At 61.7% G+C, this 26,847-nt stretch carries 22 protein-coding genes; 6 read left to right on the top strand and 16 right to left on the bottom strand.

Going from position 1 to position 26,847, the window contains the following annotated elements; translation table 11 throughout:
- Positions 1–110: 110 nt before the first annotated feature.
- On the bottom strand, positions 111–836 hold the full coding sequence (locus tag Q1X90_RS05345) for a hypothetical protein (protein WP_300767300.1): 726 nt from the start codon (positions 834–836) through the stop codon (positions 111–113).
- 233 nt (positions 837–1,069) lie between these two features.
- Here Q1X90_RS05345 and Q1X90_RS05340 point away from each other — a divergent pair, with 233 nt between their 5' ends.
- Genes Q1X90_RS05340 through valS form a run of 4 tightly spaced genes read left to right on the top strand, consistent with a single transcriptional unit; the run spans position 1,070 to position 6,879 of the window.
- Positions 1,070–1,840: a response regulator transcription factor gene (locus Q1X90_RS05340; RefSeq protein ID WP_300767318.1), complete on the top strand. Its 771-nt coding sequence runs from the start codon at positions 1,070–1,072 to the stop codon at positions 1,838–1,840.
- An 11-nt stretch (positions 1,841–1,851) separates the two neighbouring features.
- Positions 1,852–2,541 carry an endonuclease III gene (gene nth / locus Q1X90_RS05335; protein WP_300767298.1) on the top strand — a complete coding sequence of 230 codons (690 nt, stop codon included), beginning with the start codon at positions 1,852–1,854 and terminating at the stop codon, positions 2,539–2,541.
- Between the two features lie 10 nt (positions 2,542–2,551).
- Positions 2,552–4,087, top strand: coding sequence for an ABC transporter substrate-binding protein (locus Q1X90_RS05330; protein WP_300767296.1), 1,536 nt, complete (start codon positions 2,552–2,554; stop codon positions 4,085–4,087).
- Between the two features lie 38 nt (positions 4,088–4,125).
- Entirely contained in the window at positions 4,126–6,879 is a 2,754-nt protein-coding gene (gene valS, locus Q1X90_RS05325) for a valine--tRNA ligase (protein WP_300767294.1), read from the top strand.
- 124 nt (positions 6,880–7,003) lie between these two features.
- Here the strand turns inward: valS and Q1X90_RS05320 are convergent, their stop codons facing one another.
- Positions 7,004–7,393 carry a chorismate mutase gene (locus tag Q1X90_RS05320; protein WP_300767292.1) on the bottom strand — a complete coding sequence of 130 codons (390 nt, stop codon included), beginning with the start codon at positions 7,391–7,393 and terminating at the stop codon, positions 7,004–7,006.
- A gap of 11 nt (positions 7,394–7,404) precedes the next feature.
- Entirely contained in the window at positions 7,405–7,887 is a 483-nt protein-coding gene (locus Q1X90_RS05315; protein WP_300767290.1) for an Lrp/AsnC family transcriptional regulator, read from the bottom strand.
- 180 nt (positions 7,888–8,067) lie between these two features.
- Between Q1X90_RS05315 and Q1X90_RS05310 the strand changes: the two genes are divergently transcribed.
- Positions 8,068–9,288 carry a pyridoxal phosphate-dependent aminotransferase gene (locus tag Q1X90_RS05310; RefSeq protein WP_300767288.1) on the top strand — a complete coding sequence of 407 codons (1,221 nt, stop codon included), beginning with the start codon at positions 8,068–8,070 and terminating at the stop codon, positions 9,286–9,288.
- Between the two features lie 122 nt (positions 9,289–9,410).
- Here Q1X90_RS05310 and rho read toward each other — a convergent pair whose 3' ends face one another.
- The 13 genes from rho to Q1X90_RS05245 all read right to left on the bottom strand — a co-directional run bounded on the left by rho (position 9,411) and on the right by Q1X90_RS05245 (position 23,771).
- Positions 9,411–11,417, bottom strand: coding sequence for a transcription termination factor Rho (gene rho / locus Q1X90_RS05305; RefSeq protein WP_300767286.1), 2,007 nt, complete (start codon positions 11,415–11,417; stop codon positions 9,411–9,413).
- Positions 11,418–11,681: 264 nt separating this feature from the next.
- Positions 11,682–13,280 carry an NAD(P)/FAD-dependent oxidoreductase gene (locus Q1X90_RS05300; protein WP_300767284.1) on the bottom strand — a complete coding sequence of 533 codons (1,599 nt, stop codon included), beginning with the start codon at positions 13,278–13,280 and terminating at the stop codon, positions 11,682–11,684.
- A gap of 157 nt (positions 13,281–13,437) precedes the next feature.
- Positions 13,438–13,752 (bottom strand): DUF2469 domain-containing protein, encoded by a 315-nt coding sequence (locus tag Q1X90_RS05295; RefSeq protein WP_300767282.1) that lies wholly within the window; start codon positions 13,750–13,752, stop codon positions 13,438–13,440.
- Complete coding sequence (locus tag Q1X90_RS05290) at positions 13,742–14,902, bottom strand: GNAT family protein (protein ID WP_300767280.1); 1,161 nt, start codon at positions 14,900–14,902, stop codon at positions 13,742–13,744. Before Q1X90_RS05290 ends, Q1X90_RS05295 begins: the two co-directional genes overlap by 11 nt.
- Positions 14,903–15,027: 125 nt before the next feature.
- Positions 15,028–16,527: an Asp-tRNA(Asn)/Glu-tRNA(Gln) amidotransferase subunit GatB gene (gatB, locus tag Q1X90_RS05285; protein ID WP_300767278.1), complete on the bottom strand. Its 1,500-nt coding sequence runs from the start codon at positions 16,525–16,527 to the stop codon at positions 15,028–15,030.
- Positions 16,528–16,552: 25 nt separating this feature from the next.
- Entirely contained in the window at positions 16,553–18,088 is a 1,536-nt protein-coding gene (gatA, locus tag Q1X90_RS05280; protein ID WP_300767276.1) for an Asp-tRNA(Asn)/Glu-tRNA(Gln) amidotransferase subunit GatA, read from the bottom strand.
- Positions 18,089–18,090: 2 nt separating this feature from the next.
- A complete protein-coding gene (gene gatC / locus Q1X90_RS05275) occupies positions 18,091–18,387 on the bottom strand; it encodes an Asp-tRNA(Asn)/Glu-tRNA(Gln) amidotransferase subunit GatC (protein WP_300767274.1) in 297 nt (98 codons plus the stop codon).
- Between the two features lie 56 nt (positions 18,388–18,443).
- The gene (locus tag Q1X90_RS05270) at positions 18,444–19,319 is read right to left on the bottom strand and encodes a hypothetical protein (protein ID WP_300767272.1); all 876 of its coding nucleotides are present in this window, start codon (positions 19,317–19,319) and stop codon (positions 18,444–18,446) included.
- Positions 19,316–20,323 (bottom strand): ATP-binding cassette domain-containing protein, encoded by a 1,008-nt coding sequence (locus tag Q1X90_RS05265; protein ID WP_300767270.1) that lies wholly within the window; start codon positions 20,321–20,323, stop codon positions 19,316–19,318. Before Q1X90_RS05265 ends, Q1X90_RS05270 begins: the two co-directional genes overlap by 4 nt.
- 195 nt (positions 20,324–20,518) lie before the next feature.
- A complete protein-coding gene (locus tag Q1X90_RS05260; protein ID WP_300767268.1) occupies positions 20,519–21,256 on the bottom strand; it encodes a TrmH family RNA methyltransferase in 738 nt (245 codons plus the stop codon).
- On the bottom strand, positions 21,249–21,983 hold the full coding sequence (locus tag Q1X90_RS05255; RefSeq protein WP_300767266.1) for an orotate phosphoribosyltransferase: 735 nt from the start codon (positions 21,981–21,983) through the stop codon (positions 21,249–21,251). Before Q1X90_RS05255 ends, Q1X90_RS05260 begins: the two co-directional genes overlap by 8 nt.
- Before the next feature lie 105 nt (positions 21,984–22,088).
- Entirely contained in the window at positions 22,089–23,426 is a 1,338-nt protein-coding gene (gene rmuC / locus Q1X90_RS05250; protein WP_300767264.1) for a DNA recombination protein RmuC, read from the bottom strand.
- Positions 23,427–23,489: 63 nt separating this feature from the next.
- The gene (locus Q1X90_RS05245; RefSeq protein ID WP_300767262.1) at positions 23,490–23,771 is read right to left on the bottom strand and encodes a metal-sensitive transcriptional regulator; all 282 of its coding nucleotides are present in this window, start codon (positions 23,769–23,771) and stop codon (positions 23,490–23,492) included.
- Between the two features lie 228 nt (positions 23,772–23,999).
- Between Q1X90_RS05245 and Q1X90_RS05240 the strand changes: the two genes are divergently transcribed.
- Positions 24,000–26,708: an HAD-IC family P-type ATPase gene (locus tag Q1X90_RS05240; RefSeq protein WP_300767260.1), complete on the top strand. Its 2,709-nt coding sequence runs from the start codon at positions 24,000–24,002 to the stop codon at positions 26,706–26,708.
- Positions 26,709–26,847 lie beyond the last annotated feature (139 nt).

The raw sequence follows: 26,847 nt of genomic DNA, 5'->3' as shown, positions 1-26,847 counted from the left end.
CCATGTAACCGAACAACCGACCAAACGGGACGGACGGACCTCCGCGGACGGACTCGGCAAACGCTCGGATCAGACTTGGACGGGAATGGCGTGTTCCTTGCGTCAGGCAATCACAGAAGTGGGATGAGAAACGCCGCGGCAAAGATTAGATACCCCATTATGGCAACCGGCATCGCGGCCGTTCCCATCCACGGCTTCCGCGCAGATGGATCGGGATCGGCATCCGCCCACCACGCCATCGCCAGCACGACCTGAACGACAAGCACGACGACCACGGCAACAGGAATCAGCCATGCCCCATATCCCGACCGCTTGGCCAGATCGACCAGCGCGGGAAGAAACAGCCATCCGGCCGCTCCCACGCAAATCACCGCGCTGAGAATCGCGTGCGACAGGGACCTTACTAGGTGCGCCCTCTCCTCACGAAGCATCTGACGCGCGAAGGCCACCACAACCGCGGCGACCATCAGAACCACCACGGCCATCGCCCATGACCCGTATCTGGTCAATCCGCCACCATAAGTGGTGACGGCCGGATATCTTAACGGTCGATCCCCCGCATCGGAAAGCACACACAGCCATGCCACCACGGTCGACGCGACTCCAGCGAACGCCCCAAGCACACGATCCACTGCCGTCGCGCGGAGTGGCCAAAAAACGAGGAAAACTCCCTGCAGCAGAACAACAACAACCGTCTGGGCAACCAACGCGCCATAGGGACGCGAACCCAGAAGCGCCGCCACGACCAACAACGCCATGGCAAGACACTGAAAGGCCACAACCGGCAATCCGACCCTCAATGCGGAATGCCGTGCATCCACGGCTTTGGATTCCATAAACCACACCTTCCCGCAGGCGATCCGCGACATACGCGCACCACATATTCACACATTCGCCACAATACGCTCCGGCCCTCACATACGGTCGTCGAACGAAACCATCAGGGTGTCCCCTCCCCGCGGATACAATTGTCGGGACCGTCGAAACCCGAACCACGACATCTGTTGGCAACCGAGATGTCATATAGTTTGTGCTCACAATTAACCATTCCGTGACGGAGGCAGCCGACGTGACCGATCTGACGTTGATGACGTTCGCGGGGGATCCCGCGTCAGTGCTTCCCTCCCTCGCGCTCCTGTCGCACAGGGTGCGCGTCCTGCCGATGGACGCGGCGAGCTTGGTGAAGATGCCGGAGAACACGATTCTTTTCCTCGACGCGCGAGACGATCTGGCTACGGCGAAAACCCTATGCCGCCTGATTCACGCCACGGGACTGTCCACGCCCATCGTCCTCATCCTCACCGAAGGAGGGTTCACCGTAGTCAACTCCCAGTGGGGGATCGCCGACGTTGTGGTGGCGAGCGCATCCCCGGCCGAGGTGGAGGGTCGTCTCCGACTGGTGTCGGAACGAGGAAACTCGCCGTCCATGGAAAACCGGCCGTCGAGCGAGGATGGCGTCGAGGTGGAGGATGGCCAGATCCGATCCGGCGATCTTGTCGTGGACACCAAGGGATATACGGCGAGCCTCCACGGCCAGCCCATCGATCTCGCCTTCAAGGAGTTCGAACTTCTGAAATACCTCGTGCAACATCCTGGTCGGGTGTTCACACGCGCCCAGCTTCTGCAGGAGGTATGGGGTTACGACTACTACGGCGGCACCCGGACGGTCGACGTCCACGTTCGTCGTCTGCGCGCCAAGCTGGGCAGCGAATACGAGCATCTCATAGGAACCGTGCGCAATGTGGGATACCGCTTCGATCCACCAAACGACGATCATTCCGACGCGCTCGGACGTGCCGACCAGACGGCGTCCCCAAACAAGTCGGCATCGGACGAGTGAGCCGCGCGCGAATGCCACGCGAGACACGTGGGGCACGGCTCGACCGCATGCATTCCGAATATGACATCCTGCGGGAAATGATTCCCTCTCCACGTTGCGCACTGGATTTCAGAACGCCGTTCGAGCTTCTGGTGGCCACGATCCTCAGCGCGCAGACAACGGACAAAAGGGTCAACACCGTCACCCCCACTCTGTTCTCACGCTTTCCCACGCCCGCCGACCTCGCCCAGGCCGACCCCGAGGACGTCGAGGACATCATCCATCCTCTGGGCTTCTACCATGCCAAAGCGCGGAATCTTCTGGCGATGTCCACGATGCTCGTCGAACGCTTCGACGGCGTTGTGCCGCACTCCATGGATGAGCTGACGGCACTGCCGGGCGTGGGGCGCAAAACCGCGAACGTCGTCCTTGGCAACGCCTTCGGCATTCCCGGATTCCCAGTGGACACGCATGTGACCAGAGTGACTGGGCGTCTACGCTGGCGGTCGGATTGGAGAAAACCGTCACCCGATCCGGTGGCCATTGAAAGGGAGATCACAAGGAACTTCCCACCCGAGGAGTGGACGAACCTCTCACACCGGCTGATCATTCTCGGCCGGCAAGTCTGCCACGCGCGCAAGCCGTTGTGCGGCGACTGCCCGCTGGCGCGCACCTGCCCCTCCGCTCCTCCGGAAGCGACGATGGGCGCGCCTCGGCTCTAGACTCATGGGTATGGGAGCTCGACACACAACACATGACGGAACTCGTCGATGGGCCGTTTTCATCGGCGTCGCGACCGCCCTTTTCATTCTGGTCTGGGTGGGCTGGAGCGCGCTTTCCGGACGGTTTGTCACGTCGATCACATCCCCGCTGAACGATTATTCGACGATGTCGGTGGGCCTCCTCGACGCGCCGACGTCCCTAGACATCCGTAAGGACAACGAGCAGGCGTCCCGCATCCTCATCGGCAACGTCTATGAGACGCTGACGACCAGAAACGAGTCGAACGCCGTCAGACCCGGTCTTGTGAAATCCTGGAAGGTGTCCTCCGACGCTTTGACATACACTCTCACGCTTCGCTCCAATCTGCGCTTCTCCAACGGACACGTGCTGGATGCCGAGGATGTGGTGTGGTCGCTGCGCTCCATCATCTCCAAAGGCTATGCGGGATCCTCATCGTTATCGTCGCTGTCGTCGGTCACCGCGGTGAACGACACCACCGTGACCATCAGGTTGTCCTCCCCCGACCCCACGCTGCTCAGATCGTTGTCCGGACAGGCCGGAATCGTCTACGACCAGGACGCGTCGTATAACCACTCCTCCACGGCGGTGGGATCCGGCCCATACACCGTCACCGACTTCGAAAGCGGATCGCGGATCGTGCTCCGGACCAACCGCGACTACTGGGGCTCCGCCGCCAAGACGTCACAGATCACCGTGGACTACTTTTCCGACGACGACGCCCTTCTCGACGCATTGGAGGACAACGACATCCAAGCCGCCTTCCCTTCGGCGACCGTATCGTCGACAAGGATCGGATCCCTTGCCGACGTTCATGTGGTCAGTGGAGCGACGACATCCAAGGTTCTTCTCGCCTTCAACTTCGATACCGAATCCATGTTCTCCGACCTTCTGGTCCGTCAGGCCACACGGTATCTCATCGACACCTCGGCCATCGTCAAATCACGCGACGATGCCGACAGCGCGTTGGGGGGACCGCTCAGCCCTCTGGAACCGGGGTATAGAGATTTGACCGGCCTCTTCCCCCATAACACGGCCAAGGCGCAGTCGATGCTGACCTATTACGGAACGTCATACCTCTCGAACGCCGTGTTCCTTGTCCCCAAGTCGTATTCCTCTCTGGCCAAGACTATTGTGGGGCAGCTGTCCGCGAACGGACGATATGGAATCACCACGAAGGTCGTCGCCGACTCACGTATGTCGCAGGCGCTTGCCTCGGGCGGCTTCGCGATGGCCCTCGTGATTGAGAACGGCACCACCGACATGGGCCGCTACGGATCCAAGGATCCCGTATTCCAATATCAGAACTCCGACGCGCAGAAGCTCTACGCGCAGGCGAACACCGCGACAAGTGCCGCCGCCTACGAGAAGGACATGGGAGCCCTCGCCTCGACCGTTAGCAAGGACGCCGCGGCCGCGTGGCTGTACGCCCAGAAAAGACTCGTGGTCGCACGAGACGGGGTAACCGGCTATCCGACGAATATGACCAACGAGCGTATCGACCTCGCCGACCTGAGCAAATCCTAGAACGCCCGTTGTCACCGCGGGTTTCTAGACTTGCCGATATGACTGAACAGGGCAAGGACACCTCCATATCCGCTCATCTGACACCGCTTCCCGACAAGGTCGGAGTAGACGGACTCGAGGACAAATGGCGTGACGATTGGGAGGAATCCGGCGTCTACCGCTTCCGCAACACACGTGACCGCAAGGCCGTCTACTCGATCGACACTCCGCCACCGACGGTGTCCGGGCATCTTCATGTGGGACATGTCTTCTCCTACACGCACACCGATGTGATAGCACGGTACAAGCGTATGAGGGGATACGACGTCTTCTATCCGATGGGATGGGATGACAACGGGCTGCCCACCGAGCGCCGCGTTCAGAACTACTACGGGGTGCGGGTGGACACCTCCCTGCGGTACGATCCCGACTTCAAGCCGCCCTTCGAGGGGACCGAGGGAAAGAAAATCGAGGCGCGCGATCAGGTTCCCATCAGCCGACGGAATTTCATTGAGCTTTGCGAGCGCCTGACGGCCCAGGACGAGAAGCAGTTCGAAGCACTGTGGAAGTCCCTGGGACTTTCCATCGACTGGTCCCAGACATACCACACCATCGGAGAGCATCCGCAGCGGGTCGCCCAGAAGGCCTTTCTGCGCAACCTCGCCCGCGGCGAGGCGTATCAGAAAGACGCGCCGGGTCTATGGGACGTGACCTTCCAGACCGCGGTAGCCCAGGCCGAGCTGGAGAGCCGGGAATATCCGGGCTTCTACCATAGAATCGCCTTCCGTTTCGACGACGGCACTCCGCTGTACATCGAGACGACACGCCCGGAGCTCCTCGCCGCCTGCACCTCAGTGATCGCGAACCCCGAGGACGACCGGTATAAGGAGTTGTTCGGCAAGGAGGTCACATCCCCTCTGTTCAACGTGCGCGTTCCGATCCTCGCCCACCCGGCGGCGGAGATGGACAAAGGCGCCGGAATCGCCATGTGCTGCACGTTCGGCGATGTCACCGACGTCGAGTGGTGGCGAGACCTCAAACTTCCCACCCGTCCCATCATCCAGCGCAACGGCCGCATCATCATGTCCGTGCCGGATTGGATCACGGACGCCTCCGGCCGCTCGGTCTTCGAGGAGATCGAAGGCAAGACGACCTTCTCGGCCCGCAAAATCGTCGTCGATCATCTGCGCGAGTCCGGAGACCTCGACGGTGAGCCCAAGCCCACGAAGCGTATGACGAACTTCTATGAGAAGGGTGACAAGCCCTTGGAGATCGTCACCTCACGCCAGTGGTACCTGCGCAATGGCGGAACCGACGAACGACTCAACGCCGAGCTCATAGCGAGGGGCAAGGAACTCGAGTTCCACCCGGACTTCATGCGCGTGCGCTATGAGAACTGGGTGCATGGGCTCAACGGCGACTGGCTGATTTCACGCCAGCGTTTCTTCGGGGTTCCCTTCCCTCTGTGGTATCCGGTGGACGCCAACGGTGAGCCGGATTACGCGCATCCCATCACACCGGATGAGTCGATCCTCCCGATAGATCCCTCCACCGACGTGCCCGCGGGCTATGACGAGACGCAGCGGGATCAGCCTGGCGGATTCACCGCCGAAAGCGACATCATGGACACCTGGGCGACGTCGTCGCTGACGCCGCAGATCGTGACCCATTGGGCCGAGCCCGATGAGGACAGCAAGGCGCTTTTCTCCGCGACCTTCCCCATGGACCTGCGTCCACAGGGACAGGACATCATCCGCACCTGGCTGTTCAGCTCGGTCGACCGTGCGCATCTGGAGAACCGTAGTCTTCCCTGGGCGCACGCCACGCTGTCGGGATGGATTCTCGACCCCGATCATAAGAAGATGTCGAAGTCGAAGGGCAATGTGGTCGTTCCCGACAAACCCATCCGCCAGTTCGGCGCCGATGCGGTGCGGTACTGGGCGGCTTCGGCCCGTCTGGGACTTGACGCGACCTACGATGAGGGTCAGATGAAGATCGGTCGGCGGCTGGCGATCAAGCTCCTCAACGCGACCAAATTCGCGCTGGCGATTGGACGCGAGGACGAGAACCATCATGTGAGCCAGGCGGCGGATGTGTCGTGGAACGTCACCGACGTCACCGAGGCTCTCGACCGCGCTGTTCTCGCACGTCTTGCTCAGGTCATCAGGGATGCGACCGATGGCCTCGAATCCTATGAGCATTCCAAGGCGCTGGAGGCGATCGAGACCTTCTTCTGGGAGTTCTGCGACGACTATATAGAACTGGCGAAGAACAGGGCCTACGGCACCGCCGATTCCACGGGGTCCATCCCCAGCGATCAGGCGGTTCTTTCCGCGCGCACCACTCTTGGTCTGGTGCTGGATGTCTTCGCCAGACTGTTCGCGCCGTTCCTCCCCTATGCGACGGAGGAGGTCTGGTCCTGGATGCATGCGGGAGAGGGATCCGTCCACCGCGCGGCATGGCCATCGGCGGAGGCCTACGAGAAGGCCTCAAAAAACGCGGATCCCGATGTGCTCCACTACGCCGGCGAGGCCCTGGCAGCTCTACGCAGGCTGAAATCCGAAGCCAAGGTGTCGATGAAAACACCGATTCTCAGCGCCACGCTGTGCGCGTCCCCTCAGGCCGCAACGGCGATCCGCGAGACTTTGGGCGACATCAGCGAGGCTGGCCGTGCGACAGGGACGGTCACTGTGGTTGAATCCATGGATGAAGCCGACCATGCCAACTCGACTGAATCAGCCTCCGCCGAAACGGACATTGACGTGACTGTCTCTCGGTTCGAACTCGGCGAACCCCCCGCGAAACGCAAGTAAAGGCCGGCACACACAACGCGCCCGCGGTGACCGCACCTTTGACCGTCACCGCGGGCGCGTCAGTCTTCTCACCCGCGACTTCCGCATCCGGGCATCAAGCATTCAGGCATCTAACATGCGGAATCTAGGCCCACACGTCAAGAACTCCAGGGTCCCCTCCGGCCCGCGCTATGCGCTCATGACGCTTCTTGGCCTCGGTGACCACAAATTCGCGATACATCTGCGCGATCTGGGGGTCAAGGCCGGCGTCGACCGCAATGCGGGTCAGACGCTCCATCTGATAATCCTCACGGCGATGGTCCTCCGGCGCGAAACCTGCTCGGGCCTTGAGCACGCCCACCTGTGACGTGCATTTGAAGCGTTCGGCCAATAGCGAGATGACCGCCGAGTCGATGTTGTCGATGGACTGCCGAATGCGTTCAATGCCCCGAACCGCGGCCTCCCGCTCGGGATCGCCATCGACCGCGGTGGCGTCGACCGTCGTGTCGCGCCAGCCATCCTCCGAATCATTCATGCCGGTTATCCTCACCTTTCAAAGTAGGTCTGCAGTATCACCAGGCTTTCGGTCGACACGGGCACATCCCGATGGATCCGATTAAGCAGCTCCTCCAGCTTACTGGGCGATGCGACCCGCACGCGGAGGACAAAACTTTCGGAACCCGCTACCGAATAGCACGCGGTGACTCCCTCGATACGTCCGAGAATCTCCGGAATCTGCTCCTCGCATGAATAATCCAGAGGGGTGACGGAGACGAAGGCCCCCAGAGGCAGCCCCCTAAGCTCTCCGTCCACCACGGCCCTATATCCGGTGATGACTCCGCGCTCCTCCAACCGTCGAACGCGCGACTGTACCGCGGACACGGACATGCCCGTAAGCTCGGCCAGCTGAGACAGTGTGGCCCTTCCATCCGCCTCCAGAGTGTCCACGATCGCCACATCGGTGTCGTCAAGAGCCGGGGCCGTCGCCGACCCACGCCGTCCCGCCCTGCGTGACTGCTTTTCTGCCATGCTCCCACAATAGCCGTCCACCAAAACGCCTTTGATCCTCTTGACGCCACGATGTCCTCCCCACCGTTCGTCCTTTGATCAGCGCATCACAGGGAATTGTTAATACTATTGTTCACAATGTCGTTTACAATAATTATTATTGTCATCTACGCTAATCAACATTATCTTTCCGAGGTGTCTATGTCTCAACGCGCAATCGCCAAGCATGCCCAAACCATCCCACGGTCCGGAATCCGGGACGTCTTCGATCAAGTGGACCGTATGCCCAACGCCATCTCCCTATGCGTGGGGGAACCCAGCCACACCGCACCCGATCATGTGGTCGCCGCGGCGTGCCGGTCCATCATCGCCGGACACACCACCTACACCAACATCCTGGGGATAAAGGAGTTCCGCGACGCCGCAGCGGTGTACACCCGCAGAATCAAAGGTCTCGTCTATGACCCCGACACCGAGGTCCAGGCCGTGGAAGGCGCCACCGTCGGGCTGTTTCTGGCACTGAAGGCTCTTATAGATCCCGGCGACGAGGTCATCATCCCCTCCCCGTTCTTCTCGTCCTACGAGGCCGAGGTGCTGATGTGCGGCGGAATCCCACGCATGGTGGCGCTTGACCCCCGCCATGCCATGCACCTCAACGCCGACGACATCGAGGATGCCGTCACCGACCACACGCGCGCCATCATCATCAACTCTCCGGGAAACCCCACCGGTGCGGTTACCAGCGCCGAGGAGCTCGCACGGATCGCTGACGTCTGCGAGCGCCACGGGCTCTGGGCCATAAGCGACGAGGTGTACCACCGCTTCAGCTTCATCCCGGGCGTCCCCACGGCACCTTCGATCGCCGCCGTCCCAGGAATGAGGAACCGCACAATCATCGTCGACAGCCTGTCGAAGACCTATGCCATGACCGGCTGGCGCATCGGCTACGTTCTCGCGCCGAAGGACGTGATTGACCAGACCGGGAAAATCGCCGAGCTCATGCATTCCTCGGTTAATTCCATGGCGCAATACGCGGGAACCGCGGCCTTGAACGGCACGGATGAGGCCATCGACGACATGAGGGCGGAATACCTGAGGAAACGCGCCATCATCGAGGAGGCCATCAGCCACACCCCTTCACTGAAGCTCATTCCGGCCGAGGGCGCCTTCTACGCGTTCATCGACGTGCGGGGCACCGGACTGGACTGCGAGACGTTCTGTCGCAGGCTCCTTCATGAGCACGCCGTGGCCGTTGTGCCGGGGACGGCCTTCGGCCCGGAGGGGGCCGGATTCATCCGGTTGTCGTACGCGGGAGACGAGCGGTCGCTCGAGGAGGCGATGCGCCGACTGGCACGATTCTCCACCTCCTGCGCCTCCGATGTCCACGGCATCGATGGATCCACATTGGGCGTCACGGCCTAGGCCGTGACTGAGCCCTGAACCGGAGAACACGCGTCAGACAAACGACGACAAGGACCCCTGTCGAAACCATCCATGGTTCGACAGGGGTCCTATGGGCTCATAACCGAGAGCCCGGCGACAGATCAGTTGCTGTTCACCAGATTGCTCTGCTGGACGATTGCCGCAAGGAAATCATGGTTCGAGGCCGTCTTCTTAAGACGGGGAACCAGCACCTGATAGGCCTGTTCGGGTTCCATGCCTCCCATAAGCCGGCGGAGGCGATAGATGATGGGAAGCTCGGCCTTCGGTGTGATCAGCTCCTCGCGGCGCGTTCCCGACGCGTTGACGTCGATGGCCGGGAACAGACGCCTGTCGGCGAGGTCGCGGCTCAGCCGCAGCTCCATATTGCCGGTGCCCTTGAACTCCTCGAAGATGACCTCGTCCATCTTCGATCCCGTTTCGACCAAAGCGGAGGAGATAATCGTCAACGAACCGCCGTTCTCGATGTTGCGGGCCGCTCCGAAGAACTTCTTGGGCGGATACAACGCCTGGGCGTCCACACCGCCGGAAAGGATGCGTCCGGAGGCCGGGGCCGCGATGTTGTAGGCGCGCGCCAAACGCGTCATCGAATCCAGAAGCACCACCACATCCTGGCCGAGCTCCACAAGTCTCTTGGCACGCTCGATGGCAAGCTCGGCGACCATGGTGTGATCGGACGCTGGCCGGTCGAAGGTCGATGAGATGACCTCACCCTGAACGGTGCGCTCCATATCGGTGACCTCTTCGGGCCGCTCGTCCACAAGAACCACCATGAGGTGGACCTCGGGATTATTGACGGCGATCGAGTTCGCGATGTTCTGCAACGTGATGGTCTTCCCGGCCTTCGGAGGCGACACGATAAGGCCTCGCTGGCCCTTGCCGATGGGCGAGACGATGTCGATGAGACGTCCGGTGATCCGGTTGGGCGTCGTCTCCTGCTTGAGACGCTCCTGCGGATACAGCGGGATCAGTTTGGAGAACTGCGGCCTGTGCGAAGCCTCCTCCACGCTCATTCCGTTGATGGTGTCGATGGATTGCAGCGGAACGAACTTCTGCCGCTGGTTGCGGCGGTCGCCCTCGCGCGGAGTCCGGATTGACCCCTGAACGGCGTCACCCTTGCGCAGGCCATACTTGCGGACCTGCCCCATCGACACATACACATCGTTGGGACCGGGAAGATAGCCGGATGTACGCACGAAGGCGTAGGAGTCCAGTACGTCGACGATGCCGGCCACGGGAACACGAGAGTCCGAGGACTCCTCGCGCGGCTGGTCACGTCGGTCATCCCGCCGGTCCTCGCGGTGATCGTCGCGACGGTCATCCCGGCGCGACTCCCGCCAATCGTCACGGCGATCAGACCTCGCGTCCGTCTCCTCGGAATCCTCACGAGACCTGTCGCGTCCCCGGCGACGCGGATGACGGTCTGACGTCGAACGCTCACGGCCCGCGCCGCGCTCACGATCACGATCACGCTCCGCTCTGCCACGTCCACGACGGGACTCATCGCGCTCACTCTTCTGCGCCGACGAATCATCGCCGTCCTCCGGAAGAGCAGCAAGGATATCGCTCAGATCGCGAACCTCCGGCTGGGCCTCCTCCGATTCGCGGCGCCGACGGCGGCGCGTCTCTCCACCATTCGATGCTCTGGGCTCTCGCCGACGCAAACGCATCGGGGCAGCCGCCGTGGAATCGTCCTGCTGATTGTCCGATGACGAGGAGTCCGCGCCGGCCGACGCCCCATGATCCCCATGATCCCCATGATCCAGCGTGGACGCATCGGGGACGGGGGTTCGGACCTGAACCGAGTCGAAGGGACTCGCCTTGGCGGAGACCTGCGTGCGAGGAGTCTCGTCATCAGAGACACTCTTCTTCTCGCCAGCCGCCGGCGACTTCTCCGAGCCCACCACGGTTTTGGTGTTGACGGAAGCGTCCTGCTGCCCGCGGGAGGCGACAGTGACTCCCTCCGGCGCCTGGCCTCCGCTGCGTGCGGCCTTCAGCGTTTGCACAAGAGCGGGCTTGCGCATGGTCGATGTACCACGAAGTCCCATTTGCCGGGCGAGATCCCTGAGCTCAGGAAGCTTCATATCTTCAAGATTCTGGCTTATTGCCACTGGTTATGCCTCTCCTTGGCCATGCTCCGGCGAACGCCACCGTTAGGCCCTATGACGAAGATGCGGACTATGCCGCTTGTGAATGCCCGGCGCGCGGAATCACACCATGCCGAACTGAAGACACATTACACCGCGTGGGGGACCATCGCAACACGCCAACATCACGCATCGACATGACATAACCGATCTCGGAAAACGATGAGGCCGGGACGCGCGCCCGGCGGCAATCGCATCCCGACCCCCTAAAACGGCCGCAAACCGCTACTAGTCGGCCGTTTTCTCCTCGTGATAGGACTTCTCCGTATTGACGGACCACACGTTGTCCTTGGACCGCTTCCCGGTGGCGATGTTCTTCACGGCCTCCATCGCAGTTGCCATGGAATGGTCCTGATTGTTGTAATGATGCTGCCCATTGCGTCCGACGCAATAGAGGTTGCCGAAGGAATCCAGATAATCCACCAGCTCAGGCATGCGGGCATACGTGTCAAAGTAGGCGGGATAGGCCTTCTTCACCCTCTCACGATGAGAGTCAAGAACGTCCTGCGGGCCGTTGATGATCCTCATGGATGTGAGCTCGCGAATGGCGAAGGCCGTGGCCTCCTCATCGCTCATGGACCAGAAGTCGTCACCTTCGTCGCAGAAGTACTCCAATCCGATCCACACGGTGTCGTCGACGTCTTTGACCAGATAGGGGCTCCAGTTGTTGAACACCTGAATGCGCCCGACCTTATATCCGGGGTCCTGCACGTATATCCAGCAGTCGGGAACGATCGGCGGCTCGCCAAGGGTGGGGATGTCGGTTGTGTTCTTCAGACGAAGATGCTTGACCAGAAGACCGATCGTGACGAAATCCCTATAGGGCAGGCCATTGGCCACCATCGTCATGTCCTTGGGCGCCGGAGTGTCCGACGCGTCGATGGCGTTCACGAGATCCTTAAGAGGCATGCTCGAGATGACCTGATCGGCCTCGATGCGGGCCTCCTCGCCCTGGGAGTTGCGGTACACAACCGAAGAGATGCGCCCATCCTTCTGATCGAGCGCGACGACACGGGCATCCGTGAGGACGGTGACCCCCGCTTCGACGCAATTGGACTCCACGGTTTCCCACAACTGCCCCGGTCCAAGCTTCGGATACCAGAACTCCTCGATTAGGGACGTCTCGACCTCGTGCGAGTCGCGCTTCTTGGGCATGAGCTTGGCGAAGGCGTTCTTCAGAACGGCGATGATGCTCAGACCCTTCACCCGCTGCGCTCCCCAGTCCGCCGAGATCTCACGCGGATGACGTCCCCACAGCTTCTCCGTGTAGCCCTCGAAGAACATCGAATAGAGCTTCCGGCCGAATCGATTGATGTAGAAATTCTCCAGGTTGTCCTCGGGAAGCTTGTGCACCACGGATTTCAGATAGCTGAAGCCTGCGACCATGGTCAGCCGGAATCCCAGCGCGCGCAGCGTGTTCATCGACAACGATATGGGGTAGTCGAACATGTGGTGGTTCCAGAAGATCCTCGACACACGATGGCGTTTGAGCATGACCTTGTCGGTCTTCTCTGGATCCGGACCACCTGGCTCAAGGTCATGATGGCGGCCGAGCTTCTTGTCGTCATATGATGGAGCGCCCTGCAATGGCAGGACCTCCTTCCACCAATCCATGATCCGGTCGTCTTTGGAGAAGAAACGATGTCCGCCGATGTCCATCCGATTGCCGTTATGACGCACGGTCCTTGAGATTCCACCAAATTCCCGAGTCTCTTCGAGGACGGTGACGTCATACCGCTGGAGGCCGCCGTCACGCGCGAGCTCCCAGGCCGCTGTCAGCCCCGCGGGTCCGCCCCCGATGACCACGACCGACTGTTTCTTTCCCACGCTGACCTCCCATTGCACAGATAATCGGCCACCTTACCGGGTCGATGCCACAAGTCGCATCAAAAGGCGCGACTTGTCCCAAACTTCCACGATTAACGACACCACGGCCAATACCCAAATCCACCGGGGGAAGGAATCCGCCCCGCGGAACACGACGCTAGGCTATCGTCTCCGGAATGTCGATGTCGGTTTTCTGGACCTCTTCGACGTTGACATCCTTGAAAGTGACGATCCTCACGTTCTTCACGAAACGCGACGACCGATAGACATCCCACACCCAAGCGTCGGTGAGTTGAACGTCGAAGTACACGTCCTGTCCAGCCGAGCGAACGTTGAAATCGACCTTGTTGGCCAGATAGAAACGCCTCTCGGTCTCGACGACGTAGGTGAACAACTTGATGACGTCACGATACTCCTTGTAAAGAGCCAGCTCCGCGCCCGTCTCGTAGTTGTCCAGATCCTCAGCGCTCATCATGACCTCCCGATTCCCGTTTACGTCCGCGACCGAGATTACGCCACCACGCGCCCTCCGACCGTCGTCCCGTCGATTCCCTGTACGGCCACGACGACGCGGCACGCTGCGGCTCCGCGGAAGTCTGCGAATCCACTCCCCCGGAGGTTTTCCGACCATCAGACGCATCTTTCATCGAGGGATCCGCCACGTGGAGCTTCCCGTCGTGGCCCGTCTTTCGACCGCCACGACGGCCGTGGCTTCGTGGAGAATCACCACGTCCGCCCGCGGCATCACCTTCCTGCGGACCGCCATCTTCCCGCTGCCCTGTGGCGGATGCCTCGGATGTCGGTTCCCGGGACGCCTCTCTGGCCTCCTCACGACTTATCGACATCGAATGCTCATGCGCGCACATCGCCTCTCGAACACCTGGATTGTCCTCGATCACATGCATGCCGAAGGCGTCCAATGACTGGATGGGGTCATATTCGTCCACAAGCGTGTCCATGACGACGAGATCCTGGTATTTCTCGGTCTCCGCATCCCATAAAGCGTCGCGCGAGGTTCCCGACGGCACGAACCCCAGGGATTGATACACCGACAGGGAGCGCGAGTTCTTCTCGGGCACCCCCACCCAGATGCGGTGGAGCTCCAGTCCGGTGGGCTGAACGGCGAAGGCGTATGTCATCACCCGCGGCATGGCGTCGCGCGAGTACCCGCGACCTCGGAAATCCCTTCCAAGAACCACCTGAATCCTTGCCGATCGCGACCATCCATCAATGTCGATAAGGAAGATCATGCCGATGACCGTTAGATCATCCACGGCGTCGGGGCCCTCGGAGAAGGTTCCATCGCGTGGAGCCAGAATCGACCATGCGATCGTGCGGCGCGCCTCGGCATCCCCGAACCGCGAGGGTGCCGCCGCGGCGCCCTTGGACCACTCGACGGACCGACGCACCCATTCATGGACGATGGCCCGCTCCGCGACAGGCCCTTTGCCTGTGATTCCCGACGCATCGAAAAAGGCGTCCAGGTCATCCAGCGTCCGCAGATCGTCCACGGCCGCTGGCCTCAATCGAAGCATCTCCCCTTTGATGTCGGGAATGTCGACGCGGTCCGGAAGTCCCCGTGACGCTTCGGTGTCCGTTGGAGATTCGACTTCGGCAGCCATTCGCAATCATTCCTCACTGACGACGCTGATCATCGCTGATTATCCTCTGGTCAGACCATGGTACTCGCGAACGCGGGCGACGGACAGCGCCAGAACAGTCTGGCGCCGGCACGCCGCCGAAGACGTCACCGCGACACACGCTGCATGACGAGCTTGCTCACGGCCTTCGCGTCCGCCTGGCCGTGGGTTGCCCTCATGACGGCCCCGATGATCGCCCCCATGGGCTTCATATTCCCCGCCCTGAGCTTGTCGACGATGTCCGGATTCGCGGCCATGGCCTCATCGACCGCCTTCTCCAAAGCGCCGTCGTCCGAGACGATCTGGTAGCCATATCGGGACACGACATCGGCGGGCGTTCCCTCGCCCGCAAGCACACCGGATACGGTCTGCTTGGCGAGCTTGTCGTTGAGCTTTCCATCGGCTATGAGCTTCTCCACCTCAGCAACATCGGCCGGGGTGACGGGAAGCTCCTCCAGAGACACGCCACGCGCGTTGGCCTCGCGGGACAGCTCGCCCAGCCACCACTTCCGGGCGCCGGACGCACTGGCACCCGCGCCGACGGTCGCCTCGACCAGATCGAGGGCATCGGCGTTGATGACGTCACGCATCTCGATGTCGCTGAATCCCCACTCGGCCTGAAGCCGACGACGACGCTCACGCGGCATCTCGGGCATCTGCTTCTGGAGCCTCGCGATATGGTCCTTGGTCACGTGGACCATCACCAGGTCGGGATCGGGGAAGTAACGATAATCGTCCGCATCGGATTTGACGCGTCCGCCCGCCGTGCTTTGGGTCGCCTCATCCCAGTGACGCGTCTCCTGCAGCACCTCTCCCCCGGCCTCGAGCAGGGCCGCCTGCCGCCGAATCTCGTAATGGAGCGTGCGCTCGATTCCGCGGAAGGAGTTCACGTTCTTCGTCTCCGAACGTGTTCCCAGAGGATCGGAAGGCGACCGACGCAGGGAGACGTTGACGTCCGCGCGCATGTTGCCATGTTCCATACGCGCCTCGGAAATATTCAGGGCCCGGACGATATCGCGGATGGCGCGCATGTAGGCTCCCGCGATCTCTGGCGCCCTGGCCCCGGCGCCCTCGATGGGCTTGGTCACGATCTCGATCAGGGGAACGCCCGCGCGGTTGTAATCGACCAGCGAGTGGTCGGCGCCCTCGATGCGGCCGTCGGCTCCACCGACATGCGTGTTCTTTCCGGCGTCGTCCTCCACATGCGCGCGCTCGATCGGCACGCGGAAGATGGTCCCATCATCAAGCTCGACATCAAGATAGCCCTCGCCGTTCAAAGGCTTGTCGAACTGTGATATCTGATAATCCCTCGGCATATCCGGATAGAAGTAGTTCTTGCGTGCGAACTGGCTCCACTCGGCGATCCTGCAATGCAGGGCCAGACCCAGTTTGATGGCGTAGTCGATGGCCGTGGCGTTGACGACGGGCAGGGATCCAGGAAGTCCCAGACTGACCGGAGTCAGCTGGGTGTTGGGCTCTCCGCCGAATTCAATGTGCGCGGGGCAGAACAGCTTGGTGTTCGTGCTGAGCTCGACGTGGGTCTCCAATCCGAAGACCGGGTCGAACCTCTCCACGGCATCGGCGTATTTCATGAGTTTGTCAGTCATGTCTCTCAATCCTTCCGATGCCCGTTTAGCGGGTCTCCAGCCAATTGGCCGCCATCGACCGCCAGATCGGCCCCCCCCAGCGCTCCTCAAGCGCGGATTCCAGAGCGGCCGCCGGACGGTATAGGGCCTCATCATGCTTCTGGGGGGCCAGAATCTGGAATCCCACGGGAAGCCCGTCATCGCTCAATCCCGCGGGTATGCTCATGGCGGGGATTCCCGCCAGGTTCGCTGGAATGGTCGCGACATCGTTCATGTACATCGCCAGTGGATCGTCGGTTTTGTCTCCGAAGTGGAAAGCCGTCGTGGGTGAGGTCGGCGACACGAGGATATCGACTTTGTCGAACGCCGCGGCGAAATCACGGATGATAAGCGTCCGGACCTTTTGCGCGGATCCGTACCAAGCGTCATAGTATCCCGCGGACAGGGCGTAGGTGCCCAGAATGATGCGACGCTTGACCTCGTCGCCGAAACCCGCCTCACGAGTGTAAGACATCATATTGGCGGCCGTCTGCGCAACGCCCTCCGGGGGCATAACCCTCAAACCGTAACGCATGCCGTCATATCGGGCGAGGTTGGAACTCACCTCGGATGGCATGATGATGTAGTAGGCGCCCAATGAATAGGGGAGGTGCGGGCATGAGACCTCGGCAACCTCCGCGCCCATTCCCCGAAGCAGATCGACGGCTTCGTTGAACCTTTTCTCGACGCCGGGCTGGAAGCCCTCACCACCAAGCTCCTTGACCAGCCCCACGCGAAGGCCATGCAGATCCCTGCGTGATCCCTCACGCGCCGCGTCGGCAAGATGGGGCACATCCATCGGAATGGACGTGGAGTCGCGGCGGTCGTAGCCGCCGATGACCTCCTGCAGCAGAGCCGAATCCAACACCGTGCGGGACACCGGTCCAATCTGGTCCAACGAGCTCGCCATGGCGATGGCTCCGAAGCGGGACACAGCGCCATATGTGGGTTTGACACCCACGGTTCCGGTCAAAGCCCCGGGCTGTCGAATCGATCCGCCCGTGTCCGTCCCCAATGCGAGAGGAGCCTCGAAAGCGGCTACAGCGGACGCGGAGCCGCCGCCGGATCCCCCGGGAACGCAGTCGGTGTTCCACGGGTTGTGCGTCGTCTGGAACGCCGAATGCTCCGTTGACGAGCCCTGGGCGAACTCATCGAGGTTCGTCTTCCCCAGAATGGGCATTCCGGCGGCTTTCACCTTTGAGATCACCGTCGCGTCATAAGGGGGGATCCACCCTTTGAGGATCTTCGATGCCGCGGTCGTCTCGATTCCCTTGGTGACGATCATGTCCTTGACTGCAATCGGCACACCGGCCAATTCGGGAAGTCCCTCAAGGTCTCCCGCGGCGCGACGCTTGTCGATGTCATCCGCCTGGGCAAGGGCATCGTCGGCGCACACCGTGAGGAAGGCCTTGATGTCAGGCTCGGCCGCATCGATGACGCTCAGATGGGCTTCCGTCAGCTCACGACTGGAGACCTCTCCGGAACGGAAGCGTTGGGCCATCTCGGAGGCCGTCAGACGCACAAGTTCATTATCTTGTCCCATGGTCACTCCTCCCCCAGGATCCGGGGAGCGACGAACATGCCGGATTCGGACACGGGGGCACCCGCCACCGCCTCCTCCTGCGACAGCGGCTCCTGAGCCACATCAGGCCGAAGATAGGCCTCCAACGGTATGGGGTTGGCGGTCGGCGGGACATCCTCGCCGGCGACCTCCTGGACTGTGGCGATGGCATCGGCTATGACGTTCAGCTCGCCCTGCATACGGCCGATCTCCTCATCGGAGAGGGCGATCCGGGACAAATCCCCCAGATGCTCTATTTCTTCACGCGTGAATGTTGGCATGCACTCCACTATATGAGCCGTCTGTGACGTGACGACGCCATCGGCCGGAACACGCGCTACGTCACGTTGGACCTGGACATGGCCACGCCTGCGGCCACCAGCACGCACGCTGTCCACATCATGAGGATCAGACCACCCTGCCACCGATTCACAACGGCCGAGGAAATGGGAAGATCCGCGGAAACGCCGGTCAGGAAAGTTATGAAGGCCCGCGAGGGAAGCCATGCGTCGGCTACCACCATTGTGGAATTCGCGCCAACCACCATCGCTCCGATTCCCACGATCGTCGGAAGAATTGAAAACAGGAAGATGAACGACAGAACACCGCCGAGCGTGGATCGGCAGATCGCGCCCAGTCCCCACGCGATAAGAGACACCATCGCCAGCGCGATCGGACCTCCCAGAACAGCCACGAAAGGCACCACCGCAGCCTCGGAGGGAACCGCGAGAAAACCGAATCCCCCGGACATCAGAAGCGCCACCACCACGCCGAGAAAAATCCCGACGAAGGACGCCGTCATCACATATACGGCCAAGGCCGCGACTTTCGCTCCGATAAGCATGCCCCTTCGCGGAACGGCGATCAATGTCGATTGGATGGACCGCATCGTGTATTCCGCGGTGATGGACAGAACACCGAAAACACCCACGACGACGACAAAATCCCCCAGCGTCGCACCGAGATACATCCAGAACATGACGGCGAAGGATGACGCGGCAGACGCACCCACACCCAACAGCCACCGTCCCAGCAGAGCCGCCGCGGCCACAAGCATGGCCACAAGCGGAAGCCCGGCGACGATGACTCCCATGAAAACCCACGTTGATATCAGTCCGCCCAACTTCACCAGTTCCGAGCACAGACACCCAGCGAAGGACACGCGGAGGACCGGCTCGTCCGGTGTGCGATTGTGACTTGCCCTCTCCATCATCTCCCCTTCTCCACCCTCTTCCCTTCCCGGTTGCCTGGTCCGGCCCACATCTGCGTCTCCTGTGGGCATGAGCGGCCCCACGATGCGAAATCTCCACATCCACATGCCAATTCCAGATATGCGCTCTCCAACGACGCCCGCTCCTCCACCAAGCCGTGAACCGTCACATGCCCCTCGGCCAAAGCCCTCGACAACTCGGACAGACCGACATTCCTGATCCGGAACACCCCACAGTCCGGACTCCCCTCCTCAGCCCAGAAGATCCTTTCCACCGTGGCGCGCGGAAATGATTCCATCACCGCTCCGAAGGCGCCAATGTCGGGAGTCGAGATCCGGACGCATGGTCGCGAATGCGCCGCGACGAACATGGCCACCGTTGATGTGTGAATGATTCGACCTCGCGCTATCACGACAAGATCATCGGCGGTCACCGCCAGCTCGCCCATAAGATGCGAGCTCAGCAGCACCGCACGGCCAAGGGACGCATAGTGCCGGCACAGATCTCTGACCCATCGGATGCCCTCGGGATCCAGCCCGTTGACAGGCTCATCAAGGATGAGGTTGCGAGGATCACCCAGCAACGCGGCCGCGATCGACAGCCGTTGTCTCATTCCCAAAGAGAACGTCCCCACCCGGCGCGAGCGCACGGACGACAAGCCGCACACATCCATGACCTCGTCCACCCGACGCGTCGATATCCCATTGGTCAGGGCGAGCGACAGAAGATGGTTCCGTGCGGTTCTGCCACGATGCACGGATGCGGCATCGAGAACCGCTCCGGCCAACGACATGGGCACCGCGGCATCGGCGAAACGAACACCATCGATGAGAACGGTTCCGGAATCGGGCTGGACAAGGTTGAGCAAAGCTCTTATGGTCGTCGACTTCCCCGCGCCGTTGGGACCCACAAACCCAGTGACCCGCCCATCTTCGGCGGCAAAGCTGACATCCGATAGAACGGCTTTTGAGCGGAAGCTCACGGTGAGGCCTGCGGCAGTCATCATTGCCTCAGGCTATCCCTGACGAACCCTCCCGATCGGAGCATATGGTCATGTGGATAAACGCCTGGGGAGATGACATCCAGAACAGGGCATCCAACAAGGCATCCAATATGAAACGCATCGGAAGGCACCGTTCTCGCCTGGGAAACCGCTGCGGGAACCCAGCACGAGTCACGCATCCGCGCCGACGACCCGCGTCTACGACAACAGGGAATCCCCGTTCTCCACGGCACCGCGAATATGCGCATGCTGCGATATCCAGCAGTGCATGGCCACCGCCGCGGCCGCCCCCGCGTTGATCGATCTGACGGAACCGAACTGTGAGATGAACACCACGTCATCGGCAAGATCCAGCGCGTTGGCCGACAGTCCGGGCCCCTCCGCCCCGAAAAGCATCAGGCAGCGTTCGGGAAACTCATAATCCTCGATGGGGATGGCACCCGGAACTATGTCCAATGCGATGATGGGGTCATCGGGGTGTTCCCGACGCCACCATTGACCTAGGGCGGCGATGCTGGGCATGTGATCGACATGCTGGTACAGCTCAGTCATCAAGGCGCCGCGCCTGTTCCATTTCCGTGGACCTACTATATGGACGCGATTGGCGGCGAAGGCGTTCGCGGTGCGAACCACGGATCCGATATTGAAGTCATGGGACCAGTTCTCGACTGCGATCTCAAACGGATGGCGTCCCCGACGATCCAGATCGTCCCTTATGGCGTCGACGCTCCAGTACCGATAACGGTCTACGACATTGCGGCGATCGCCCTCATCAAGAAGAACGGGATCGACGCGCGGATCGAAACATGGCGAGGATGCGTCATCGGGTCGCGGCTCTCCCGGATGCTCCACCGACCAAGGGCCCACTCCGACCGGTCTGAGCTCCGGCTCGCCTGAGGCCTTGGCCGCAAGGGTGACGGGATCGGGATCATGCATGGGCGCCCGCGGCTTCGGATCGAAGTTCCCGCTCGTCGAACACCTGGACAAACGGCAGATCACGACGCACTCCCGTAACAGGATCGACCACCGCGATCCGTGAATCCCCTTCGCGGTCACCGCCGAGGGACGTCGCCGCCCGCTCTTCCCCTGATTCGCCAACTCCGCCGACCACCGAGGCAACCGCGACCACGCTGGCGCCCTCGCGGTCGATGATGCCGCAGTCCAGACTCAGCTCGTTGCCGTTCCGCAGGGTCACCAATGAGGATGTCTGCACGTAGGACTTCTCCGACAGCCATGAGTCGACCAAGACCACACGTCTCCCGGAGATCGAAGGACCCTTCACCGAGGGGTACACGAAATCCATGACGAAGGCGTCGAGGCTCTGCCCCCGCGACGACGCGGCCTGAACCATGGCGCACACAAGGGGAACGGCGGCGGATGTGAGGGCGCCAACGGCATCGAAATCGTCCACCGAGAAGCCCCGCTCCTCCAGAGCGTCAAGAAGCGCATGCCCGACGATCGTCGCTCCCCGATGATCAAGCGACACGGAGTACAGTTCGCTGAAAGGCCGTTCGGACATATCGCGCCGAAGCATGCTGGACAGCTGCTCGCGTGGCGGCATCAGCGCGAAACGCCGATCCTCACCATCGTGGACATAATCGTCAGCTGTTTCGCCGACGCCTGTTCTGCGAAACTCGGATTCCCGGAGATTCTTGTCTGCCATGAAACCCCACACTACAGCCGCGGGAGGTCAACGATTCCGGTTCCACCCGCGTGCTTCCCACGCTCTCGTCCAAGTCCCGGCGGCTCCACCCCCACGTCCATGGAATCAGTCCTCCGCCTGCCGGACCTCGGGCGCGGTCAGCTCACGCACATCTCCGTCCTCGGAATCGATAAGTCCGACATCGGCTATGGTTGTCGACATATCCACCTTGTGAAGCTTGCGCGCTGTGACAAGAACGCGCGATTCGAGCGACGACGCGAACTGGTTGTACGCGGTGACGGTTTTGGTGATGGCGGACCCCAGCGACACCGCCCGAGCGCCCAGTATGGAGAAGCGTCCGTATAGCTCACGGGACAGATCATAGAGCTCACGGGCCTCATCACTCAGGCTCTGCTGTTGCCATGAGTACGACATGGATTTGAGCACGGCCCATAGCGTGACGGGAGATGTCAAGGCGACGTTCTGCGCGAAGGCGTCGTCCAGAAGGGTGGGATCGACCCGAAGAGCGGCCTGCAGCAGGGACTCGTTGGGAATGAACGCTATGACGAAATCCGGAGCCACGGGGAGCGTTTTCCAATAGGCCTTTTGCGACAAAGCGTGGACATGTTCGCGCAGCGCCTTCGCATGCGCTCGTAGAAGCTTCTCCCGGTTGTCAAGATCCTGTGGACTCGCGGTGTCGGGAATGGCGCACGCGCGCTGGTAATCCGCATACGGAACCTTGGCGTCGATCGGAACCGCGGCCCCTCCCGGAAGATGGATAACCATGTCGGGACGCCGATTGCGACCGGAATCATCCTGGACAACCACCTGAACGTCGAAATCCACATGCTCCAGCAACCCGGCGGACTCGACGATGTTGCGCAGCTGGGCCTCCCCCCACGCTCCGCGGACCTTGTTGTCACGCAGAGCCGACGCCAGAGCTGCGGTCTCACGGTCCAACCGTCCCTGCTGATCGCCCAGACCCTTGAGTCTCTCCCCCAAGACGCCCATCTCCTGACGACGGCTCTCCTCCATCTGGGAGACCTTGCCCCTGAGCGCCTCCAACGTCTTCTGCACAGGAGCCAACGCTGTGACGACTTGCGAACGCTCCCCCATCATGTCCTCCCGCTCCTTGGCCCTGCGCCTGTTCTCCTCCTCCATGCGGTCGCGATCATGCTCCATGCGCACGCGCTCCGCCTGCTGCGCTTGGGCAAGCTGGGACTTGGCGAACACAAGCTGCTGATCAAGGCCGTCGATCTGCGCGCGAAGTTGCGAGCACTGAGCCATAAGGCGCGCGTTCTCGTCCTTGACCTCATCAAGCCGAGCGCGCCATGCCTCCTCCTCCCTACCGCGAAGCGCGCCGGACTTTCCCCGTCCGCGTTCCACCCCGACGAAGAGGCCCGCAACGAATGCGATGGCGGCAACCACCACCACCGCAAGCAGAGTCACACCAGAATCGAACATATGTTCTATTGAAGCGGTCGCCGTGGACCATGCCATGGATGGAGGCGCGGGACTCGGTCGGCCTTAGGATTTCACCAGACGCGCGATGGCGCGCGACGCCTCGGCCAGCTTCTCGTCGGCCACCTCCCCGCCATCGGCGGCGGCCTTACGCACGCAGTGGTCCAGATGATCGTCCAGCAGCAGAAGCGCGACCGATTTCAGAGCTGAGTCCGCAGCCGAGATCTGCGTGATCACGTCGATGCAGTACTGATCGTCGTCCACCATCTGAGCGATGGCATGGACCTGCCCCTCGATCCGGCGCAGACGGGCCATGACCTTGCTTTTATCGTCGTGATACCCCTGCATGACCCCTCCCTTGTCCGCACCAGCGATGTCCGCATCAGCAATTCACCTTTGAGTATATACCATATACCCCCATAGGGTATATAGTATGCACCATCGGCCGCGGATGGACCGCGAATGTTCCGGGGACATCCGACTGCGCACCGCTCGTCACGAAGCATCGCTGGGATGATAGTGGCAACGGGAAGAGACGGGCGGAATGTCCCGACCCGTCCGGAAGAAGGAGGAACGATGCCCATCACCATATTCGCGGGAGTCGGCGCAGTCGTCGTCGCGGGTCTGCTGACCTGGCTCATATTGCGGTTCTTCTTCGGAGAGCGCCACGCCACGGCGGGCGTGACGCGGGACGGTGTGCAACGCGCGACGATTACCGTGAAGGGCGGCTACTCGCCTTCGACAATCACCATGTCACCCGGAACGCCCATCGTTCTCACCTTCGACCGGCAGGAGACGGGCGAATGCACCTCTCACGTCGTCTTCTCCGACCTGGCGCTCAATGCCGCCCTCCCGGGCGACACACGCACCGAGGTCCGTCTTCCCGCCCTCAAACCAGGCGATTATCCGTTCGCCTGCGGAATGAACATGGTTCATGGCCTTCTGACCGTGACCGGCGGCGTCGATTCGGAGTCGACGTCCGCATCCGCAAGCACCACATCGGGCACGGACGCCCCGACCACGCAAGCGACGACCACAACGAACACCATCGACCCGCAACGGGCGCTGGACGACGAGCGCCGCGGCGCGCAGGAGCGGCACAACGAAATCTCCTACCTCACCCGGCTCGTCATCGTCGGAGCCGTGCTCACGATACCCGTGTTCGTCACATCGATGCTCCATATGCTCACGCCCTCCCTCATTCCGGAGTGGATGGTCAATCCCTGGCTTCAGGCACTGCTCATCACCCCGGTGATGTTCTACTGTGGCGCCCCCATACATCGGGTGGGATGGCCCGCCCTCATCCACCGCATGCCCGAGATGAACTCGCTGGTGGCCCTCGGCTCCACCGCGGCCTACGCATTCAGCCTTGTTGCCTGCATCGCGCCGACCCTGCTTCCCGAAGGTTCCCGCAACCCCTACTTCGAATCGGTCGGGGTCATCATCACACTTGTGCTTCTGGGACGCTTGCTTGAGGCGAAGGCCCGAGAGGGCACAGGCAAGGCGATACAGTCGCTTATCCGACTGCGTCCGCGCGAGGCGCGTCGTCTCGATACCTCGGACACGGAAGCGGCTAGGAATCTGTGGCGCGAGGCGTCCCATCTCCACGAGGTGGGCGTCGACGAACTCCACGGGAACGACATCGTGGTGGTCAAGTCCGGCGAGCGCGTGCCCGTCGACGGAATCGTCATCGCAGGAAGCGCGCATGTTGACGAATCCATGATCACCGGGGAATCCGAGGCGATCGAAGCCGTTGAGGACAGCGAGGTCACGGGAGCAACCATGGTCCTCGACGGAGCCGTCGCAATCCGGGTCACCCGCACCGGAGGTGACACCCTGCTCGCACAGATTGTCGGCATGGTGGCGCACGCCCAGGCGACAAAAGCCCCCGTCCAGCGCATGGCAGACCGCATAGCCGGGGTTTTCGTTCCGATCGTGATGATCATCGCAGTGTGGACATTCGCCATTTGGATGGGATTCGGCCCCGACCCGCGCCTTACGCACGCGCTGGTCACTGCGGTAAGCGTTCTCATCATCGCCTGCCCCTGCGCGCTTGGCCTCGCAACACCGTTGTCCGTCACGGCGGCCATGGGACTGGGTGCGACGAACGGCGTTCTGGTGACATCGGCGGCCACCCTGGAACAAGCACGTGGAATCCGCACGGTGGTCTTCGATAAAACCGGCACCATCACACGCGGAACGGTCGACGTGGACTCGACCATCGACAAGCCGACATACACCGCCGATGAGATCAAACCCACATCGGCTGCCACGGTGGCGGCCCTGCACCGCGCGGGCATCCGCACCGTCATGCTCAGTGGCGACAAGGCACCCATAGCCTCGGCCGTGGCACGCAAGGTGGGCATCGACACCGTCATCGCCCAAGTGCGGCCGGACGGAAAGGCCTACTGGATCCAACGCCTCCAAGAGGAACGCGACAGGAGTGGCGACCACGACGCGCTTATCGCAATGGTTGGGGACGGCATCAACGACGCCCCCGCCCTCGCCCAGGCCGATCTGGGCATCGCGATGGGCACAGGAACGGACGTCGCCATGCAGTCCGCCGACGTCACGCTGATGAACGGGGATCTGACGGGGGTTCTGCGCACGATCAACCTGTCGAAGGCGACCATGCGCAATATCCGGGAGAACCTGGGATGGGCGTTTGGCTACAACATCATCGGCATCCCGCTCGCCGCCGGAGTGCTCTACCCCGTCACCGGTCTGCTGCTCAGCCCCATGATCGCCGGACTGGCGATGGCCTTCAGCTCGGTGTGTTTGGTCCTCAACGCGAACCGCCTGCGCCACGCGCGCATCCATGAGGATGTCCACGGCGTCAACACAACACCCACCGGAACGACCCCCGCGACGGAACATGAGCCGAAGGTCATCATCGACTCGGGCGATCGGCGCTCCGAAAACGACCAAAGGTCCTCCGGGGACCGAGGCGCCTCGGACGAGCCACACACCGAACAGCAGCCAGCGACAACATCGGCCCTATCGACAGCCTTGCCGGCCGAGCAATCGTCAAGGGCGCAACCCCGTGACAGCCGTATACCATCGGAACAACCATCCACGAAAGGACACACCATGCATATGCATGACATGAATCACAACGCCACCGAGACCACACCCACCGCCAAGGACCCGGTCTGCGGCATGAGCGTGACGGTGACCGACGACGCCATCACCCAAGACCATGACGGCAGGACCTATTACTTCTGCAGCGAGCACTGCGCCGGGACCTTCGAGAAGTCACCGCGCGAATATGCGGACAAGGACTGATTGCCGGCCCTTCCTCGGCACATGAACAAGCCACACGGACAGGAAACATGAATGATGGGGGCCTTCCCGATGGGTGGGAAGGCCCCCATCATTCATGGGAGCGCGAATCCGTCAAATCCGGTGGATCGACCATTGCCGA

It is taken from the genome of uncultured Bifidobacterium sp. (assembly GCF_949292005.1).
Taxonomy (GTDB): domain Bacteria; phylum Actinomycetota; class Actinomycetes; order Actinomycetales; family Bifidobacteriaceae; genus Bifidobacterium.
Note: the sequence above shows the minus strand (reverse complement) of the source record. Positions and strands in the feature narration are given on the sequence as shown.

Excerpts from the sequence above, each read along its gene's own strand:
- Q1X90_RS05345 (WP_300767300.1), bottom strand. The coding sequence starts at position 836 with ATGGAATCCAAAGCCGTGGATGCACGGCATTCCGCATTGAGGGTCGGA.
- nth (WP_300767298.1), top strand. The coding sequence starts at position 1,852 with ATGCCACGCGAGACACGTGGGGCACGGCTCGACCGCATGCATTCCGAA.
- Q1X90_RS05330 (WP_300767296.1), top strand. The coding sequence starts at position 2,552 with ATGGGAGCTCGACACACAACACATGACGGAACTCGTCGATGGGCCGTT.
- valS (WP_300767294.1), top strand. The coding sequence starts at position 4,126 with ATGACTGAACAGGGCAAGGACACCTCCATATCCGCTCATCTGACACCG.
- Q1X90_RS05320 (WP_300767292.1), bottom strand. The coding sequence starts at position 7,393 with ATGAATGATTCGGAGGATGGCTGGCGCGACACGACGGTCGACGCCACC.
- Q1X90_RS05315 (WP_300767290.1), bottom strand. The coding sequence starts at position 7,887 with ATGGCAGAAAAGCAGTCACGCAGGGCGGGACGGCGTGGGTCGGCGACG.
- Q1X90_RS05310 (WP_300767288.1), top strand. The coding sequence starts at position 8,068 with ATGTCTCAACGCGCAATCGCCAAGCATGCCCAAACCATCCCACGGTCC.
- Q1X90_RS05295 (WP_300767282.1), bottom strand. The coding sequence starts at position 13,752 with ATGAGCGCTGAGGATCTGGACAACTACGAGACGGGCGCGGAGCTGGCT.
- Q1X90_RS05290 (WP_300767280.1), bottom strand. The coding sequence starts at position 14,902 with ATGGCTGCCGAAGTCGAATCTCCAACGGACACCGAAGCGTCACGGGGA.
- gatB (WP_300767278.1), bottom strand. The coding sequence starts at position 16,527 with ATGACTGACAAACTCATGAAATACGCCGATGCCGTGGAGAGGTTCGAC.
- gatA (WP_300767276.1), bottom strand. The coding sequence starts at position 18,088 with ATGGGACAAGATAATGAACTTGTGCGTCTGACGGCCTCCGAGATGGCC.
- gatC (WP_300767274.1), bottom strand. The coding sequence starts at position 18,387 with ATGCCAACATTCACGCGTGAAGAAATAGAGCATCTGGGGGATTTGTCC.
- Q1X90_RS05270 (WP_300767272.1), bottom strand. The coding sequence starts at position 19,319 with ATGATGGAGAGGGCAAGTCACAATCGCACACCGGACGAGCCGGTCCTC.
- Q1X90_RS05265 (WP_300767270.1), bottom strand. The coding sequence starts at position 20,323 with ATGATGACTGCCGCAGGCCTCACCGTGAGCTTCCGCTCAAAAGCCGTT.
- Q1X90_RS05260 (WP_300767268.1), bottom strand. The coding sequence starts at position 21,256 with ATGCATGATCCCGATCCCGTCACCCTTGCGGCCAAGGCCTCAGGCGAG.
- Q1X90_RS05255 (WP_300767266.1), bottom strand. The coding sequence starts at position 21,983 with ATGGCAGACAAGAATCTCCGGGAATCCGAGTTTCGCAGAACAGGCGTC.
- rmuC (WP_300767264.1), bottom strand. The coding sequence starts at position 23,426 with ATGTTCGATTCTGGTGTGACTCTGCTTGCGGTGGTGGTGGTTGCCGCC.
- Q1X90_RS05245 (WP_300767262.1), bottom strand. The coding sequence starts at position 23,771 with ATGCAGGGGTATCACGACGATAAAAGCAAGGTCATGGCCCGTCTGCGC.
- Q1X90_RS05240 (WP_300767260.1), top strand. The coding sequence starts at position 24,000 with ATGCCCATCACCATATTCGCGGGAGTCGGCGCAGTCGTCGTCGCGGGT.